At 44.9% G+C, this 18,193-nt stretch carries 9 protein-coding genes; 6 read left to right on the top strand and 3 right to left on the bottom strand.

All coding sequences use genetic code 11. The annotated features are described in order from the left end of the window. The first annotated feature begins 20 nt into the window (after positions 1 to 20). A complete protein-coding gene (locus tag AC59IL_RS31105; protein WP_496556152.1) occupies positions 21 to 6,467 on the top strand; it encodes a HAMP domain-containing protein in 6,447 nt (2,148 codons plus the stop codon). Between the two features lie 127 nt (positions 6,468 to 6,594). Then, a complete protein-coding gene (locus AC59IL_RS31100; RefSeq protein ID WP_496556151.1) occupies positions 6,595 to 7,887 on the top strand; it encodes a hybrid sensor histidine kinase/response regulator in 1,293 nt (430 codons plus the stop codon). Positions 7,888 to 7,909: 22 nt separating this feature from the next. Here AC59IL_RS31100 and AC59IL_RS31095 read toward each other — a convergent pair whose 3' ends face one another. After that, positions 7,910 to 8,359 (bottom strand): response regulator, encoded by a 450-nt coding sequence (locus tag AC59IL_RS31095; RefSeq protein ID WP_496556150.1) that lies wholly within the window; start codon positions 8,357 to 8,359, stop codon positions 7,910 to 7,912. 178 nt (positions 8,360 to 8,537) lie between these two features. On the opposite strand from AC59IL_RS31095, the gene AC59IL_RS31090 reads away from it, so the two are divergent. Further along, entirely contained in the window at positions 8,538 to 8,843 is a 306-nt protein-coding gene (locus tag AC59IL_RS31090; protein WP_496556149.1) for a hypothetical protein, read from the top strand. Positions 8,844 to 9,033: 190 nt separating this feature from the next. Here the strand turns inward: AC59IL_RS31090 and nagB are convergent, their stop codons facing one another. Together nagB and AC59IL_RS31080 are read right to left on the bottom strand one after the other, a co-directional pair. Then, the gene (nagB, locus tag AC59IL_RS31085) at positions 9,034 to 10,941 is read right to left on the bottom strand and encodes a glucosamine-6-phosphate deaminase (protein ID WP_496556148.1); all 1,908 of its coding nucleotides are present in this window, start codon (positions 10,939 to 10,941) and stop codon (positions 9,034 to 9,036) included. A 192-nt stretch (positions 10,942 to 11,133) separates the two neighbouring features. Beyond that, positions 11,134 to 11,739 (bottom strand): RNA polymerase sigma factor, encoded by a 606-nt coding sequence (locus AC59IL_RS31080; RefSeq protein ID WP_496556147.1) that lies wholly within the window; start codon positions 11,737 to 11,739, stop codon positions 11,134 to 11,136. A 110-nt stretch (positions 11,740 to 11,849) separates the two neighbouring features. Here AC59IL_RS31080 and AC59IL_RS31075 point away from each other — a divergent pair, with 110 nt between their 5' ends. The 3 genes from AC59IL_RS31075 to AC59IL_RS31065 all read left to right on the top strand — a co-directional run bounded on the left by AC59IL_RS31075 (position 11,850) and on the right by AC59IL_RS31065 (position 18,099). Further along, the gene (locus AC59IL_RS31075; protein ID WP_496556146.1) at positions 11,850 to 12,839 is read left to right on the top strand and encodes a FecR family protein; all 990 of its coding nucleotides are present in this window, start codon (positions 11,850 to 11,852) and stop codon (positions 12,837 to 12,839) included. A 210-nt stretch (positions 12,840 to 13,049) separates the two neighbouring features. After that, complete coding sequence (locus tag AC59IL_RS31070) at positions 13,050 to 16,511, top strand: SusC/RagA family TonB-linked outer membrane protein (protein WP_496556145.1); 3,462 nt, start codon at positions 13,050 to 13,052, stop codon at positions 16,509 to 16,511. 28 nt (positions 16,512 to 16,539) lie between these two features. Then, the gene (locus tag AC59IL_RS31065; RefSeq protein WP_496556144.1) at positions 16,540 to 18,099 is read left to right on the top strand and encodes a SusD/RagB family nutrient-binding outer membrane lipoprotein; all 1,560 of its coding nucleotides are present in this window, start codon (positions 16,540 to 16,542) and stop codon (positions 18,097 to 18,099) included. Positions 18,100 to 18,193 lie beyond the last annotated feature (94 nt).

Here is an 18,193-nt window from a genome sequence, read left to right as displayed (position 1 = left end):
AACGATTAAAACTCCTGATTATGGCGCGCTCAAAACCCGGTAAAACTTCTTCTGCCCGTCAAAGTGCTTCACAGCCCATTAAGTCTGCAAATGGCAAACAGGCGCCTCCGAAAAAGAAACAACCAATATTGAATGGCGATGATGGGGAGGCTTCGCATCTACGCCATTTATCGGGAATTTTGGATACCCGCGAGTTGTTGCATGTATTGACCCAGGTAAAAAACGGAAATTTTAGTGTACGCATGCCTATTGATCAGGTAGGTATCAGCGGAAAAATATGCGATACGCTGAATGAGATCATTTCGTTAAACGAAAAAATGATGATGGAGTTTACCCGTGCCGGTAATACCATCGGTAAACAGGGTAAGCTGAACCAGCGTATTGAATTGCCAAATGCACGCGGCGCCTGGCGTACAGGCGTTGAGTCGCTCAATATACTCATCAGTGACCTGGTGCATCCTACCATCGAAATCGCCGATGTAATTAGTTCGGTGGCCAAAGGTAATTTGTCGAAAGAAATGCCGCTCGAGATCGGCGGCCATGTGCTGCAGGGCGAATTTGCCACCATTGCCAAAGAGGTGAACGACATGGTGAAACAGCTGAACCTGTTTTCGATGGAGGTAACACGTGTGGCCCGTGAAGTAGGGTCCGAAGGTAAGCTCGGCGGCCAGGCAAAAGTAAAAGGCGTAGGCGGCGTATGGAAAGATCTTACCGACTCGGTAAACCAGATGGCCAGCAACCTTACCGGCCAGGTGCGCAACATTGCCGAGGTGACCACAGCGGTGGCAAAAGGCGACTTGTCGAAAAAGATCACGGTAGATGTAAAGGGAGAAATTCTTGAGTTGAAGAATACGATCAATACGATGGTTGACCAATTGAACTCGTTTTCTTCGGAAGTAACGCGTGTGGCGCTTGAAGTAGGTACCGAAGGAAAGCTCGGCGGTCAGGCACAGGTAAAAGGCGTTGCCGGAACCTGGAAAGATTTGACCGACTCGGTAAACCAGATGGCGAGTAACCTTACGGGGCAGGTGCGTAACATTGCCGAGGTAACTACAGCCGTGGCAAAGGGTGACCTTAGCCGTAAGATCACCGTGGATGTAAAAGGAGAAATATCGGAGTTGAAAAATACCATCAATACCATGGTTGACCAGCTCAACTCATTCTCGGCCGAAGTAACGCGCGTGGCGCGTGAAGTGGGGTCAGAAGGAAAGCTGGGCGGCCAGGCAAAAGTAAAAGGGGTTGGGGGTGTGTGGAAAGATCTTACCGACTCGGTAAACCAGATGGCCAGCAACCTTACCGGTCAGGTGCGCAACATCGCCGAAGTAACCACGGCCGTAGCAAAGGGTGACCTTAGCCGTAAGATCACCGTGGATGTAAGAGGCGAAATTCTTGAGTTGAAGAACACCATCAATACCATGGTTGACCAGCTGAACTCATTTTCTTCGGAAGTGACGCGTGTGGCGCTCGAAGTAGGTACCGAAGGAAAACTCGGCGGACAGGCACAGGTAAAAGGCGTTGCCGGAACCTGGAAGGATTTGACCGACTCGGTAAACGGTATGGCCAGTAATCTTACCGGGCAGGTGCGAAACATTGCCGAAGTAACAACGGCCGTGGCAAAGGGTGACCTTAGCCGTAAGATCACCGTGGATGTAAAAGGAGAAATTCTTGAATTGAAAAATACCATCAACACGATGGTTGACCAGCTGAACTCGTTTGGTTCGGAAGTAACGCGTGTGGCGCGTGAAGTAGGATCGGAGGGTAAGCTGGGCGGACAGGCCGACGTACCGGGCGTTGGCGGAACCTGGAAAGACTTAACAGATAGTGTAAATAAAATGGCCAGTAACCTTACCTCGCAGGTGCGCAACATTGCCGAGGTAACCACAGCGGTGGCCAATGGCGACCTTAGCCGCAAGATCGATGTGGATGTAAAAGGCGAGATCCTTGAATTGAAAAACACCATCAATACCATGGTGGATCAGTTGCGCGGCTTTGCATCGGAAGTAACGCGTGTGGCGCGTGAAGTGGGATCGGAAGGTAAACTGGGCGGACAGGCGGAAGTACGCGGTGTTGCCGGAACCTGGAAGGACCTTACCGACTCGGTAAACATGATGGCCAGCAACCTTACCAACCAGGTGCGTAATATTGCCGAGGTAACCACTGCCGTGGCAAAGGGTGACCTTAGCCGTAAGATCACCGTGGATGTGCGCGGAGAAATTCTTGAGCTGAAAAACACCATCAACACCATGGTGGATCAGCTGAATGGCTTTGCCTCGGAAGTAACGCGCGTGGCGCGTGAAGTGGGATCGGAAGGTAAGCTGGGCGGTCAGGCCGATGTACCGGGCGTTGCCGGAACCTGGAAAGACCTGAACGATAGCGTAAATAAAATGGCCAGTAACCTTACCTCACAGGTGCGCAACATTGCCGAGGTAACAACGGCGGTGGCCAATGGCGACTTAAGCCGCAAGATCGATGTGAACGTAAAAGGAGAAATTCTTGAATTGAAAAATACCATCAACACCATGGTTGACCAGTTACGCGGTTTTGCTTCGGAAGTAACGCGTGTGGCGCGTGAAGTAGGTACCGAAGGTAAACTGGGCGGACAGGCGAACGTACCGGGTGTTGCGGGAACCTGGAAAGATTTGACCGACTCGGTAAACCAGATGGCCGGTAACCTTACTGTTCAGGTGCGTAACATTGCCGAAGTGGCCATTGCAGTGGCCAATGGCGACATGTCGAAAAAAATTACGGTTGATGTTCGGGGTGAGATCCTGCAGTTGAAAGAAACGCTGAACACGATGGTTGACCAGCTGCGTGCCTTTGCATCGGAAGTAACGCGCGTGGCCCGTGAAGTAGGTACCGATGGTAAACTCGGCGGACAGGCGTTTGTGCCGGGTGTTGCCGGAACCTGGAAAGACCTTACCGATTCGGTGAACCAGATGACCGGTAACCTTACTGCACAGGTGCGTAACATTGCCGAAGTAACCAAGGCCGTGGCCAGCGGCGACCTGTCGAAAACAGTAGCCATTGACGTTAAAGGCGAGATCCTGGATCTGAAAAATACCATCAACACCATGGTGGACCAGTTACGCGGCTTCGCATCTGAAGTAACGCGTGTGGCGCGTGAAGTAGGTACCGAAGGTAAACTCGGCGGACAGGCCGAAGTAAGAGGGGTGGCCGGAACCTGGAAAGACTTAACCGATAGTGTGAACATGATGGCCAGTAACCTTACCAACCAGGTGCGCGGTATTGCCAAAGTGGTAACTGCCGTGGCAACCGGTAACCTGAAACAAAAACTTACCATTGTATCGCGCGGCGAAGTGTCGCAGCTGATCGATACCATCAACGAAATGATCGATACCCTCGCCACCTTTGCCGATCAGGTAACGACCGTGGCCCGTGAAGTAGGGGTTGAAGGCCGGCTGGGCGGACAGGCCAGTGTGCCGGGCGCGAGCGGTATATGGAAGAACCTTACCGAAAACGTGAACCAGCTGGCGCAGAACCTGACCACACAGGTGCGCTCTATTTCGGAAGTGGCCTCGGCCGTAACCAAAGGCGACCTTACGCGAACCATTCGGGTTGAAGCAAAAGGTGAGGTGGAAGCGTTGAAAGATACCATCAACCAGATGATCACCAACCTGCGCGAAACCACGCTGCGTAACCAGGAACAGGACTGGCTGAAATCGAACCTGGCCAAATTTGGTCAGATGCTGCAGGGCCAGCGCGATCTGAAAACAGTTACACAAAAAATATTATCTGAGCTGGCGCGTGTGGTAAGCGCTCACTTCGGCGCCTTTTATATTCTTAAACAGGATGAGGATACGCAAAATGTAAAACTGAACCTGTTTGCCGCCTACGGATACAAATCAGATAAAAACTTTCAAACCGAATTCAGCATCGGCGAAGGTTTGGTAGGGCAGGTGGCCTTTGAAAAAGAACGTATCATTTTAACCAATGTACCGGCCAACTACATACGAATCAGTTCGGCGCTGGGTAAAGCAAAACCCGCCAATGTGATCATTTTGCCGGTATTGTTCGAAAACAACGTAAAAGCGGTTATTGAACTGGCTTCGCTCGATACGTTCAGTCAAACCCACCTCGACTTCTTAAGTCAGCTTACCGAAAGTATCGGTATTGTGTTGAACACCATCGAGGCCAATACACGTACCGAAGAACTGCTGGCGCAATCGCAGTCGCTGGCCAGTGAGCTGAAGATACAGCAGGAAGAATTGCGCAGAACGAACGACGAATTGCAGGATAAAGCCTTGCTGCTGGTAAAACAAAAAAATGAAGTGGAAGCCAAGAACAAGGAAGTGGAAGAAGCCCGCAAGTCGCTCGAAGAAAAAGCCGAACAGTTAACATTGACCTCAAAGTATAAATCAGAATTTTTGGCCAACATGTCGCACGAGTTGCGTACGCCGCTGAACAGCCTGCTTATTCTTGCGCAACAGTTGTACGAAAATGCCGAAGGCAATTTGTCGGAAAAACAAATACGGTATGCCAAAACCATTCACTCCTGCGGCGACGACCTTATACAGCTGATCAATGATATTCTTGATCTGTCGAAGATCGAATCGGGATTTATTACCGCCAATATTTCGCCGGTGCGCTTTTATGAAATCACCTCCTTTGTTGAAACTACATTTAAACCGATTTCAGAAGCCCGCCATCTGCGCTTTACCATTGAAACAGATACAAGGTTGCCCGAAACCATGGAAACCGATATTCAGCGACTGAACCAGATATTAAAGAACCTGTTGTCGAACTCGTTCAAGTTTACCGAAAAAGGTGAAGTGAAACTCAAGATATATGAAGCCCATAAAAACTGGAAACCCGGTAATGCAAGTCTCGACAATGCCCAACGCGTGGTGGCATTTGCTATCAGTGATACTGGTATTGGTATTCCGCTCGAAAAACAAAGTATCATCTTCGAAGCCTTTCAACAGGCCGAAGGAAGTACCAGCCGTAAATATGGTGGAACCGGTTTGGGATTATCAATCAGTCGTGGTTTGACCGAACTGCTGGGAGGAACCATCGAGCTCGAAAGCCAGCCAACGCAGGGTAGTATCTTCACATTGTTCCTGCCTATAGATAATGTATCGGGTGTTGTAACCCGCGAAGCGCCTGCCAGTCTTTCGGAATTTCAGTATCAGCTGGGTACCGATAGCGGCGAAATTGATACGTTATTGAATGCCATCAGGGTATCGTCGGGCGATGCGAATGAAACAGCAGGCTTGCATATTGTAAACGAAATGATCAACGATACGGGTGATGACCGCAACAATATACAGCCCAACGAAAAATCGATACTGATCGTTGAAGATGATATCAGGTTTGGAAAGATCATCATCGAAAAAGCGCACCAGTACGGATTAAAGGCAATTGTGGCCACCAATTACATTGAAGTGTTTGATTTTATAAACCGGTTCATGCCGATTGCTATAACGCTCGATGTAAAGTTGCCCGATACCAGCGGATGGAAAGTAATGGAGTTGTTGCGCAACGACCTCAGCTACCGGCATATTCCTGTTCATCTGATCTCGGGCGAAGAGAACCGCAGCCTGGCTCTCAAGCGCGGCGCCCGCAGCTTCCGCTTAAAACCACTCGATAATGAATCACTGAGCGACCTGTTCGATGATATTATTTCATTCAGCAAAAAAGATGTGAAACGAATACTCGTGGTAGAAGATAACGAAGTTGATTCATCGCAGATTGTAAAAATGCTGAGCAGCGACAATATGGAAGTAACGCTGGCCGAAACAGGCGAGAAAGCCATGCATGAAATAAACAGTAAAGATTTTGATTGCATTATACTGGATTATACATTACCCGATTTGCAGGGACAGGAACTGGTGAACCAGGTTTCGGAGAAAAAGCCCAGGCTAACGCCGGTGATCGTTTATTCGGCCCGTGATTTCAGTAAAAAAGAATTGCAGCAATTGAATAATGTATCGAGTAAAATTCTTTTAAAAGGGGTAAATTCACTTGAGCATTTGCTTGAGGAAACAGTATTGCACCTGCATATCAATCACAGGGACCTGCCGGCTGAAAAACGAAAACTGATTGAAAATATCAGGAAGAAAGAGGATATTTTAACCGGCAAAAACATACTGGTGGTAGACGATGATGTGCGTAACCTGTTTGCGCTGACCACGGTGTTTGAACGGTATAATATGAATGTGATTACGGCCGAAAGTGGTAAAGATGCCATCAATATTATACGGGAAGACACACCCAGGATAGATATGGTGCTGATGGATATTATGATGCCCGAAATGGATGGGTACGAAACCACGCAAAAGATCAGGCGTGAGCATAAGAACAGTTTGCTACCCATTATTGCTGTAACAGCCAAAGCCATGAAAGGCGACCGGCAAAAATGCATCGAGGCCGGCGCATCGGATTACATTACCAAACCGTTGAAAATCGATCAACTTTTGTCATTAATGCGGGTTTGGTTCTATAAGTAAGTTGTAAGTAATAAGTTATATGTAAATGCGAAACGCAAAACGCGGAACGCTTAACGCTGTCCTTGCGGGGCTATGGCGTTAAGCGTTAGGCCTTAAGCGTTAAGCGTAACGCTAAACCGTAACGAGAATGCGTCCAAAAATTCTTTTGGTAGATGACAGGGAAGATAACCTAATGTCTATGGAAGCCATCCTGGCTCCCGATGACTATCTTTTTGCAAAAGCAAATTCGGGCCGTCAGGCATTGAAGATATTGCTGACTGAAATAGACTTTGCGCTTATTTTGATGGATGTGAAAATGCCTAACCTGAATGGTTTTGAAACCGCCGCCCTGATTTATGAAAGAGAGAAGCTGAAACATATTCCGATCATCTTCATCACCGCCAATAATTATGGTGAAGAAAACATTTATAAAGGCTACAGCATGGGGGCGGTAGATTACATTTATAAACCCGTAAATCCCGATCTGCTGCGTGCCAAAGTAGGGGTGCTGGTTGACCTATACCGCAAAAATCATCGCCTGATAGAACAGGAAAAACGGTTGAAGGTGATCAACAAGAACCTTGAAATGGAAATCAACGACCGCAAAGCTTCGGAAGAGCGGGTGAAAGAGCTGAACCGCCAGTTGCTTGAAAATATTGCCCTGCTCGAATCGGCCAACCGCGATCTTGACCGTTTTGCTTTCATGGCTTCACACGACCTGCAGGAACCACTGCGAAAGATCCGCACGTTCAGCGACCTGTTGTTTGTAAAGTATCAGGAATCGCTCGATTCGGCTGCCGTAAATTATATTACCCGCATACAAAATGCGGCCGTTCGCATGCAAACGCTCATCAGCGACATACTGGCCTTTTCGCGCATCAATAACGAAAAAGATACTTTTATTAACTTCAACCTGAACCTTATAGTGCAGGAAGTGCTTGATGAGCTGGATGCTACCATTCAAATCAAAAAAGCGCGCATTGAAGTGCAGGAGCTGCCTTTTATTGATGTTAATCCCGGTTTGATGCGGCCGCTTTTTGAAAACCTGATCAGTAATGCGCTTAAATACTGTAAAAAAGACGATCCCCCGGTAATCAATATCCGCTCTGAAATTATTTCTGCCACCACTTCGAATAAAGAACCGATAAAATACTGCCGCATTTATGTGCAGGATAATGGCATAGGCTTCGACCAGGTTTATGCCGAACAAATATTTGACATGTTCAGGCGCCTGCATGTGCATAGTGAATTTGAAGGCACCGGCATTGGTCTTACCCTTTGTAAAAAGATCGTTGAAAAACACAACGGTTTTATTTCGGTGCAAAGCAAAGTGAACAAGGGATCAACCTTCATTATTTCATTGCCCGTACATCAACCCACTGTCGAAACGTTGCCCGAGACGGGCAATACTGCTACAATGCCGGAGACTGTGAAAAAATAGGAAGTGTTTCGGGTTTGTAGTTTTATTGTGGGTTTAATACGAATGACGAACGAGGAGGGAAGTACAATACCTTTTTCCAATCGATGGAAAATATTTTTTCAAGGATTGTTTTTAACTCGGTTAAGGTATGTGGCTTAATGGCATATAAGTTCGAACCTTCCCGGTAACAAAACTCAATATTCTGCAGATCGCTCAGCGACGTATACACTATAATGGGTATAGCATCATACTTGCTGTTTGACCTGATCTCTTTCAGGCATTGACGGCCGTCTTTGCAGGGCATCAGCAGGTCAAGGAAAACTATATCAGGATTTTTTTCATCCAGCAATTTTAAGAGAATATCACCATTTTCGGCCCTCGAGAGTATTACTTTGAAGGAAAGCTCTTCTATGGCAAGCGAAAAAATCAGATAATCCTCATCGTCATCCTCGGCTAATAAAACATGTGTTGGATACTGATTAGAAAAGTTCATATATGATTTTTTTTAACCCGATCTCAGCAAAAAGCGGAATTTTTCACAAAATCTTTACAACGCTTTTTTTACTCAATAAATAGCCATACTTTTTAACAAATAACTTACCGAAAATACAATCAAAATCGCAATGATGGAATACTATTTTTAGATTATTCTTATACCAAAAACAGTAAGTATGCAGGCGAAATCCAGGTATATTGTATTGTTTTACGATCATGCAGAGAAGGTGTTGCCAATGAAGCAATTATTACAACATGCATCTGTTCCTGTTGATCTTGATTGTGTGGAAGATTTTCAGCAGCTTTTACATATCCTCGATAGAAGGTTACCCGATATCATTATCGTTTACGCCAATAATAGGCCCGAACGATTTATAAATTATCTTAAAAGCCTTCGGGAAAACTATCGAACAGACGAAATACCGGTGTATGTGTTTACACAATTGCCCGAAAAGCAAACTATTGAGGACATATTGAGGTAGGGGGAATGCTTTTACCTCAATGTGTGGCGCAGCTTCCGGTAACAGGTTTCAGGTTACAGGTTACAAGATTAAATAGGGCAGGTAAATGCAGATAATAAAAAAAGGTAATAGTTGAAGCTATTACCTTAACATTTTATGAACCTGATCATGTTCTGAACCCTGTAACCTGAAACTTGTAACCTGTAACAGATTAAAAGTGCCAGCGTACAAACGCTTCCATGGCGGCATATTTGGTAAGACCTAACTGGGCATACAGGTTGGCTGTATTGGCGTTCCGGTCTTCGGCTCTTTGCCAGAACTCGCGGCTATCGCTTCCCTGGAAGGGAACCATATCTTTTTGCGACTGGTGTATAAATATACCAAAGCGCTTTTTCAATACCTGGTCGGGACTCATTGGTATGGCCATTTCAATTTCGCTCAGGTCCCATTCCTGCCATGCGCCTTTGTATAACCATACCCAGCAATCATTTATCCATTCATCACCGGCCTTTTTGATACGGCGTAATGATTCAAAAACAATATCCAGACAAACCTTATGGGTTCCATGCGGATCGGCCAGGTCGCCTGCGCAATAGATCTGGTGAGGTTTTATTTTACGTAATAACTCAATGGTCATTAGTACATCTTCTTCTCCCATCGGCTTCTTTTCAATGGTGCCGGTTTCATAAAAGGGAAGATTCTGATAGTGAATGTTCTCATCTTTAATACCCACGTAACGGCAGGTGGCCTTTGCTTCACAACGGCGAATCAAACCCTTTACCGATCTGATTTCAGGGGTATCTATCTGATTCGATTTTTTAAACCGCAGGTACTGACGGGCCTGGTCCAGTATGGCTGTCGACTTTTTGCTGTCTACCCCAAACATATCTTCAAAGCCAACGGCAAAATCCATGAAACGTGTTACAAACTCATCGGTAACGGCAATGTTGCCCGAAGTTTGATAGGCAACATGTACATCGTGCCCCTGATCGTGCAAACGTTGAAAAGTGCCACCCATTGAAATAATATCATCGTCGGGGTGCGGAGAAAAGATAACACAACGTTTGGGATAAGGTTTGGTGCGTTCAGGATGATTGGGCAGGTGCAAATCGGGTTTGCCGCCGGGCCATCCTGTGATGCTGTCGCGCAGTTGGTAATACACCTGCAGGTTAATTTCGTAGGCATCGCCTTTTTCAACCAGCAGGTCGCCCAAACCGTTATCACGGTAATCGATATTCGTTAAACTTAACAATGGTTTGTTTACTTTCAGCGCCATATTCACCACCGCTTTGCGGATCATATGGGGTGTCCATTCGCAATCGCCGGTGAGCCAGGGCGATTTAAAGCGGGTAAGTTCGGAAGCCGCTACTTCATCCAGTACAAACAAGCTGTCGTTGTGTTGTTGTAATAATGAAGCCGGTATTTGTTCGGTGATATTATCTTCTGCTGATTTTTGAACAACAGCAGCTTTGGCAGGCCCCCAGGCCATCAACATAATTTTCTTCGCCTTTAAAATGGTGCTGATGCCCATGGTAATGGCAAGACGGGGAACTTCTGAGAAATTGGCAAACTCATGCGAATTGGCAATACGTGTTGAGTTATCTAACGTAACCAGCCGTGTGCGTGAGTATATGCTTGAACCAGGTTCGTTAAAACCGATATGTCCGTTATTACCTATACCCAATACCTGCATATCAATGCCGCCTGCTTCTTCAATAAGGCGCTCGTACTCGAAACAATGTGCTTTGATTTTTTCTTTCGGAATTTCTCCGTTGGGGATATGTATGTTTTTCGGATCGATATCAATATGGTCAAACAAATGAACATGCATAAAGCGATTATAACTTTGTAATGCATCATTTTCGATCGGATAATATTCATCCAGATTAAAAGTGATTACATTTTTAAAGCTCAATCCTTCTTCTTTGTGTAATCGTACCAGCTCGGCGTACATCGACCTTGGAGTTGAACCGGTGGCCAGGCCTAAAACGCAGGATAAGCCGGCCGCTTGTTTGCTGCGGATTAACTCGGCTATTTCACTTGCTACAAATTTGGAACCTTCTTTCTGATCGGAGTAAATACGTACAGGTATCTTCTCGAACGAATCAACCATGGTCATATAAATCTGTTTTAAAGTTGCGCGAAATTAAAGCTATTTCCTATCGTTTCCATAGAAAAAATAATGTCAAACGATTGTGTAACAGAATTGTGTAGCAAATTGAGATTTTGTACTGTAGGAAAAGGAAAAAAAGCAATAAAAAGCAGGGAACAAGGCTCTGGGAGATGGTTGGATAGTTTACTATCAAACCATTTAAATCATAACAAAACAAAAACAATATGACTGCAAAATAATCTTTTTCATAGCAGATACGCCTTTGTGCAACAGATTACGGGCGGTTTGGTAACTAATGTTCATTATTTCGCTTACTTCTTCATAACTAAGGTTCTGGTAAAATTTAAGGTAGATGATCTCTTTCTGCCGGTCGGTTAATAGTGCCAGCGCATCGATCACCTTTTTTACTTTTTCTTCATCATGCTGGCGGTTTATTAAAAAATGTTCGTGGCTTATTTCAAACGCATCTGAATCTTCAACGGGCTTGTTGCTTTTTTGTTGCATCGCCTTTAACAGTTTGTATTTTAAGGCTTTTAGCAAATATGCTTTGACCGATGTAACCGGCGCCGGCGTCTTTTTTTGCCATAGCTGTAAAAACAGCTCCTGTATGCAATCTTCAAGAATAATGGTGTTGGGGCATATCTTATTACCGTATTTATACAGTTGTGTATAATACAGCCTGAACAACGATCCAAGGGCTTCTTCGTTGCCTTCGGTAAACGCCTGCCAGTATGCAAACGCCTGTTCTGATTCGGGTAGCAGCTTATTTGGTTGGAATTCATTCATTTGATGAAATACGTTCATGTGACCGGTATGTAAAAATCATAAAAATCAGCCGGTATCAAAAAAAAATTACAAAAAAAGAGGTACAAAACCCGATTATTGAATACATGTAGGCGGAAACCGGCTTAAATATGGAAAAACATTTTGTATACGTAGAGGACATAATAGCTGATGAGCATTTTCAGTGTTGGTATTTTAATGCCGGCAATGAAAAGCTGCAGCAGTGGGAACAGTGGCTGCTGGCCCATCCTGAACAGATGGAGCTGGTAAATGAAGCAAAGCTGTATATGGATGATCTTTCCATTGTTGAAAAAGAATTGGCGCCGCATATTGCTGAACTGGCCGAACAGCGATTGCTTGCCAGTGTAAGGGCCGAAAAAGAAAAGGAACATCATGTTGTAAAAATGAGGCTGCGCAAAATAATGTGGGCGGCGGCAGCAGTTCTGGTACTGGCTGTGTCGGGTATAACGATGTGGCGTATGTTAAATTCGCCCGCCTCGATGCACACTGCGTACGGGCAAATTACACAACGCAACCTGCCCGACGGATCGACCGTGATGCTGAATGCCAACAGTGAAATTTCTTACTCAAAAAACTGGTCGAAAGATACCCCCCGTGAAGTTTGGTTAAAAGGTGAAGCCTTTTTTCATGTTTCCAAAAAGCCCGATCATAAGCGGTTTGTGGTGCACACCACTGAATTTGATGTAATAGTAACCGGTACCCAGTTCAATATTGTAAATCGCGACAACAAAGCAAATGTATTGCTTACCGAAGGCAGTGTTACCATTCATACACGCCATGGCGATACGATTTACATGAAACCCGGCGATTTTGTAGAGTTTAACAATCAGCAGCCCCAAAAGAAAACCGCACAGGAAGAAGATGTGCTGGCCTGGCGCGATAAAAAACTGCAGTTCGAAGATACCCCTTTACGCGAAGTGCTGCAACAGATCAAAGATCACTATGGAGTAACCATTCAGCTTGATGACGAGGAGATTGGTAATACCGTAATCACCGCAATTTTGCCTAACGACAACCTTGATATATTGCTTCAGGCGCTGGAAGCAACTACCGATTTTCGTGTGAAGCGCAGCGATAGTACCATTGTTATTAGTTATTAAATCAAAGCACTTTAAACCAAACCTGTAACATTTCGTCGACGGCGGTTTTTCGGCCGGCAGGAAAGTTATGTCATGTTGTATTGGTTTTTTGAGGGCGAACTATGCCTTCAGGTGATTTGGTGTGTCTTTATATACAATTCATGTCTTTTATGAGAGTTTAAGAAACCGACCTAAACATAACCAAAACTGAAATACCTCAAAGCTGTTATTATGATCAAAAAAGTCAACATTGGATCAAAACTGCTATGTTGTTTGGCGGGTATGCAATTGATTTGCTTTACCCTTGTAAAGGCACAGGATTCCTATGCCTTCAATACCCCTGTTAAACAGCATAAGCCCGGTACGCCAACGCAAAAAAGCGACAAAGCCCCTACACTGTACAAAGTGTTAAAGGAGCTTAATAAAAGTCGTGATGTGTATTTTCTTTTTTCCGATCCTTCTATCAAAAACACCCTCGTAAATCCAATTCAGAACACTAAAGCCGATGTTGAAACCATTTTAAAACAGGTGCTTGGCAACTCAGGCTTGCGGTTTAAAAAATTAAAGGATAATACGTTTGTTATTCTTGCCGAATCAAAAACACCGGCTGATAACGGAAGTACAATTCCCGATACAAAAACCGAAACGGGCAATTTCAATGTGTCGTATAATTTTGGTGAAATTATAGCCGGTAAAGTAACCGATAGCAGCGGCAGCCCTATAGCCGGTGTTACTGTAATTATCAAAGGCACAAAAAAAGGAACAGCTACCAATTCATCAGGCACTTTTTCAATTGAAGCAAATAAAGGCGATGTGTTGGTATTTTCTTCGGTAGGATTTGTAACCCGCGAAGTAAAAGTCATCGACAATCAGGCTATCAGCATAACGATGTCGCTTGTAAGCGGACAAATGAATGAAGTTGTAGTGACCGCCCTCGGTATTAAAAAAGAAAAACGGGCCGTTGGTTATTCAACAACCGAAGTAGACGGGTCGAAATTTACACAGGCACGCGAAACCAATATCGGTAATGCATTAACTGGCCAGGTGGCCGGTGTAAACGTAGCCGGAACCGCTACAGGCCCCTCGGGCAGCAGCCGCATCGTGATCAGGGGTAATGCTTCGCTCGCCGGTAATAACCAGCCCTTATATGTTATAGATGGTATTCCCTTCGATAACAGCAACCAGGGTAGCGCAGGTCAATGGGGCGGACAGGATTTTGGAGATGGCTTATCTACCATTAACCCCGATGATATTGAAAGCATACAGGTATTGAAAGGCGTGGCTGCATCGGCCCTGTATGGTTACCGTGGTGGTAACGGCGCCATATTAATTACTACAAAATCGGGCACACGTAATAAAGGCATTGGCCTTGAACTCAATAATAACTTCACTTTGAACAAGGTGATAGATGAAAGAGATTATCAGTACGAATACGGCCAGGGCCTTCAGGGTGTAAAACCAACTACAGCTGCTGCAGCGCAGGCGGCTCCGTATTATAGCTGGGGCGCAAAGCTCGATGGTTCACAGGCCGTTAATTTTCTGGGTAATACCTATGCTTATCTTCCTGCCAAAGACAATTTCAAAAGCTTTTTCAAAACCGGTTTAACCAATCAAAGCTCTGTAGCGCTTACCGGTGGAAACGATAAAGGTCATTTCAGACTTGGCTTATCGAATTTGTACATGGGCACCGTAATACCCAATTCGAACATGAAGCAGCAGGGGATAAATTTTAACAGCACGTATGCCGTAACACCAAAGCTGCAATTCACCCTTTCGGCCAATTATGTTTTTGAACAGGTAAAGAACCGCGTATCTTTTTCAGATGCACCGGGCAACGTAATAGCCACTGCGATGAACCTCGCCAATTCATTTGACATCCGGTGGTTGAAGCCTCAGGTAAATGCAGATAAATCTGAATTGCTGCCGGGTACCGATATCTATTTCAACAATCCATATTTTGTAGCATATCGTTTTGAAAACGCTACCCGTCGTAATCGCTTAACCAGCGGCCTCACATTAAAATACAGTTTAACCGACTGGCTCTCGATGCAGGGGCAGGTAACACGCGACGGATACATTTTTGATGTAACAAATGTTGTTCCTACCGGAACAGGTTATAATACCGGCGGATCGCTTACCCAGTATACAGTAGACTATCATGAACTGAACGGGAACTTTATGCTGGAGGCCAATAAAAAAATCGGTGATCTGAGCTTTCGCGCCAATGTGGGTGGCAATAGCCAGGATAATGTATGGAAACAATCGGGTATACTAAATGCAGGACCTTTTATTGTTCCCTATGTTTATAGCCCCAGCAATATTGCACAAAGACCTTTTGTATACAATTATGCGCATTACAGGGTGAACTCAATTTACGGCAATGCCGATCTGGCCTATAAAGATTTTCTCTTTCTTACGCTTACTGCGCGTAACGACTGGTTTTCTACCCTCAATATTAATTCTGATAATGTATTGTATCCTTCTGTAAGCACCAGTTTTGTTTTTTCTGATGTAATGAGGTTGCCTTCCTGGATCAGCTTTGGGAAGTTAAGAGCTTCTTATGCCCAATCTTCAAATGGTACTGCACCTTACAGGAATAAACTTTCCTATATGCTGCAAACATATACCATTGGCGGCCTGCCGCTGGGACAGGTTACCCAATCAGACATTCCGAACAATTCATTAAAACCCGTTAACATTAAAGAGCAGGAAATTGGTTTGAATATCCAGTTCCTGAACAACCGGCTCGGTCTTGATGTGGCTGTGTACAATAAAAAAACAACCGATGATATCCTTGCTGCTACCATCAGTCCTACAACAGGCTACTCAGGTGATGTAGTAAACATCGGACAATTGCGCAACCGTGGTATTGAAATGTTATTAACAGCCACACCGTATAAAACGGGTCATTTTACCTGGAATACTTCTTTCAACGTTGCACTGAATGATAATAAAGTGCTGGCATTAGGCGAAGGCACCAAAGAAATTGTTGTAGGCGGCGCTATTCCACGCTGGGGCGATGGAGTTAGTATTAAAAATATAGTTGGATTGCCTTTTGCCCAGATATCGGGTTATGCATACAAACGCAATTCGGGCGGACAGGTCATTTACGGCGCCGATGGTTTTCCCCTGCGCAGCGATGATGTTGTGCCTCTGGGAAGCGGTGTTTATAAAACAACCGGCGGTTTTAATAACGACCTGCGATACAAAAACTTTGCCCTGTCGTTTTTGGTTGATTTTAAATTTGGCGCCAAAATGTATTCAGGCACTAACCTGCTGCTGTATGAGAATGGATTGCACAAAAATACACTGCAGGGCAGGGAAGGAGGATATGTTGGCAAAGGGGTAACTGAGGATAATCATCCCAATACGGTAAGCGTACCGTCACAGATCTATTTTCAGGGCATTGCAGCAGGCGCCAATCACGTAACGGAAGAATTTGTATACGATGCCAGCTTTATAAAGCTTCGTTCCATATCATTTAATTATACACTGCCTGCATCGGTATTAAAAAACAGTTTTGTTAAAGGCTTAAGTGTATCGCTGGTAGCCCGCAATGTGGCAATACTGTTAAAACATGTTCCGAATATTGACCCTGAATCGAACCTGAACACCACCAATGGCCAGGGACTTGAATTATCGGGTTACCCGGCTCAAAGGAATCTCGGTTTAAACCTCAATGTCAAATTCTGATTTGTTATTCAATTAAATACTACTGACAATGAAATATATATCATATATAGCTATCTGTTGTTCGGTTATGATGGCGGGCTGCGACAAAAATTTCGAAAGCATCAATACCGATCCAACTAAACTTTCAGCAACCCAGGTGAATTACAATTACCTGTTTTCATCGGCCCAGCTGGTAACCTCAGGCAATAGCGATGGTAATGCGTATGAAGATTGGCGTAATAATCTTATATACGGGGCGTGCATGATGCAGCACCTGTCGTCTACGGCCGGTTATTGGTCGGGCGATAAGTATACCTATAATGCAGGGTTTAATTCGGCCTACTGGGATGCCAATTATCCCAACAGCATTAAAAACATTGTAGAGGTAACAACAAATACTGCAAAAGATGCCACGCAGGCAAACCTGTATAATATAGCCAGGATATTTAAGGTGTTTATGTTTCAGCGAATCACCGATCAGTATGGCGATTGTCCGTATACTGAAGCCGGACAGGGATATATTTCAGGCATTAAGCAGCCCAAATATGATAAACAGGAAGATATATATGCCGATATGCTGAATGAATTAAAAGATGCGGCCGGAAAGCTGAATGCTTCAGCTGCGAATACGGTAGGTGCGGCCGATTTGATGTATGGCGGTGATGTTGCCAAATGGAAAAAATTTGCCTATAGCGAAATGGTGCGGCTGGCAATGCGTATGACCAAAGTTGCTCCCGATAAAGCAAAATCATGGGTGCAAATAGCTGTAGCCGGTGGTGTGATGGCCGATAATACCGATAATGCGCTTGTTCAACATGAAGCGCTTGACTGGTACCCGGTAACCAACGGCAATGGATGGGTATTGGATGTGGTTGACGCCAATGCTACCCGTATCAGCAAAACTTTTATTGATTACCTGAAAAATACCAGCGATCCCCGGCTGCAGCATATTGCAACAGTGGCTACCGATCCTTCAGATGCAACGAATAAAGGAGATAACGATCCTTCAATTCAGTTGGGTCAACCGAATGGATATGATTTAGGTGGCGGCGCTACCGATATTTCCACAGCTCCCAACTGGCCCGGCGATCAAAACCAATATTCAATCGTTAATCGCACCACCTTTTCCCGTAAAGACGCACCTTCTTTTTTGCTTACTTATTCCGAAACCGCGTTATTGCTGGCTGAAGCTGCCGAGCGTGGCTATATTACAGGAACAACTGCTGCCACTTATTACAACAATGGTGTAAAGGCAGCCATATTGCAACTGAATCAAACCGGGGCAAGTCCTGCCCTTGCTGCTACAGATGCAACTACTTATCTGACAGCTCATCCGTATAGTTCTGCAACCGGTTTACAACAGATCAATACGCAATACTGGATTGCTACTTTTATGGATGAATACGAAGCATGGGCCAACTGGCGCAGAAGCGGTTATCCGGTATTAACACCGGTGAATTATTTCGGCAATGTAACCAATGCCACTATTCCACGCCGCTTTACCTATCCGTTAAATGAAGCTGCTGTAAATGCAGCTAATCTGAAAACTGCTGTTGCTGATTTGAACAATGGCGATAAGATGACGTCGCGTGTATGGTGGGATAAATAGGTGAATAGGCGATGGGCAATTGTAAATAATATTTCGAGTCCTCAGAGCTATAAGAAAGCTGTTCCGAAAGGGGCAGCTTTTTAAGTAAGTAATA

The organism is Niastella sp. sgz303648 (assembly GCF_059587045.1).
The sequence above is the reverse complement of the archived record's forward strand: the minus strand, read 5'-3'. Positions and strand labels throughout refer to the sequence as shown.

What these genes read in the sequence shown, in the direction of transcription:
- AC59IL_RS31105 (WP_496556152.1), top strand. Translation starts at nt 21, where the DNA reads ATGGCGCGCTCAAAACCCGGTAAAACTTCTTCTGCCCGTCAAAGTGCT.
- AC59IL_RS31100 (WP_496556151.1), top strand. Translation starts at nt 6,595, where the DNA reads ATGCGTCCAAAAATTCTTTTGGTAGATGACAGGGAAGATAACCTAATG.
- AC59IL_RS31095 (WP_496556150.1), bottom strand. Translation starts at nt 8,359, where the DNA reads ATGAACTTTTCTAATCAGTATCCAACACATGTTTTATTAGCCGAGGAT.
- AC59IL_RS31090 (WP_496556149.1), top strand. Translation starts at nt 8,538, where the DNA reads ATGCAGGCGAAATCCAGGTATATTGTATTGTTTTACGATCATGCAGAG.
- nagB (WP_496556148.1), bottom strand. Translation starts at nt 10,941, where the DNA reads ATGACCATGGTTGATTCGTTCGAGAAGATACCTGTACGTATTTACTCC.
- AC59IL_RS31080 (WP_496556147.1), bottom strand. Translation starts at nt 11,739, where the DNA reads ATGAACGTATTTCATCAAATGAATGAATTCCAACCAAATAAGCTGCTA.
- AC59IL_RS31075 (WP_496556146.1), top strand. Translation starts at nt 11,850, where the DNA reads ATGGAAAAACATTTTGTATACGTAGAGGACATAATAGCTGATGAGCAT.
- AC59IL_RS31070 (WP_496556145.1), top strand. Translation starts at nt 13,050, where the DNA reads ATGATCAAAAAAGTCAACATTGGATCAAAACTGCTATGTTGTTTGGCG.
- AC59IL_RS31065 (WP_496556144.1), top strand. Translation starts at nt 16,540, where the DNA reads ATGAAATATATATCATATATAGCTATCTGTTGTTCGGTTATGATGGCG.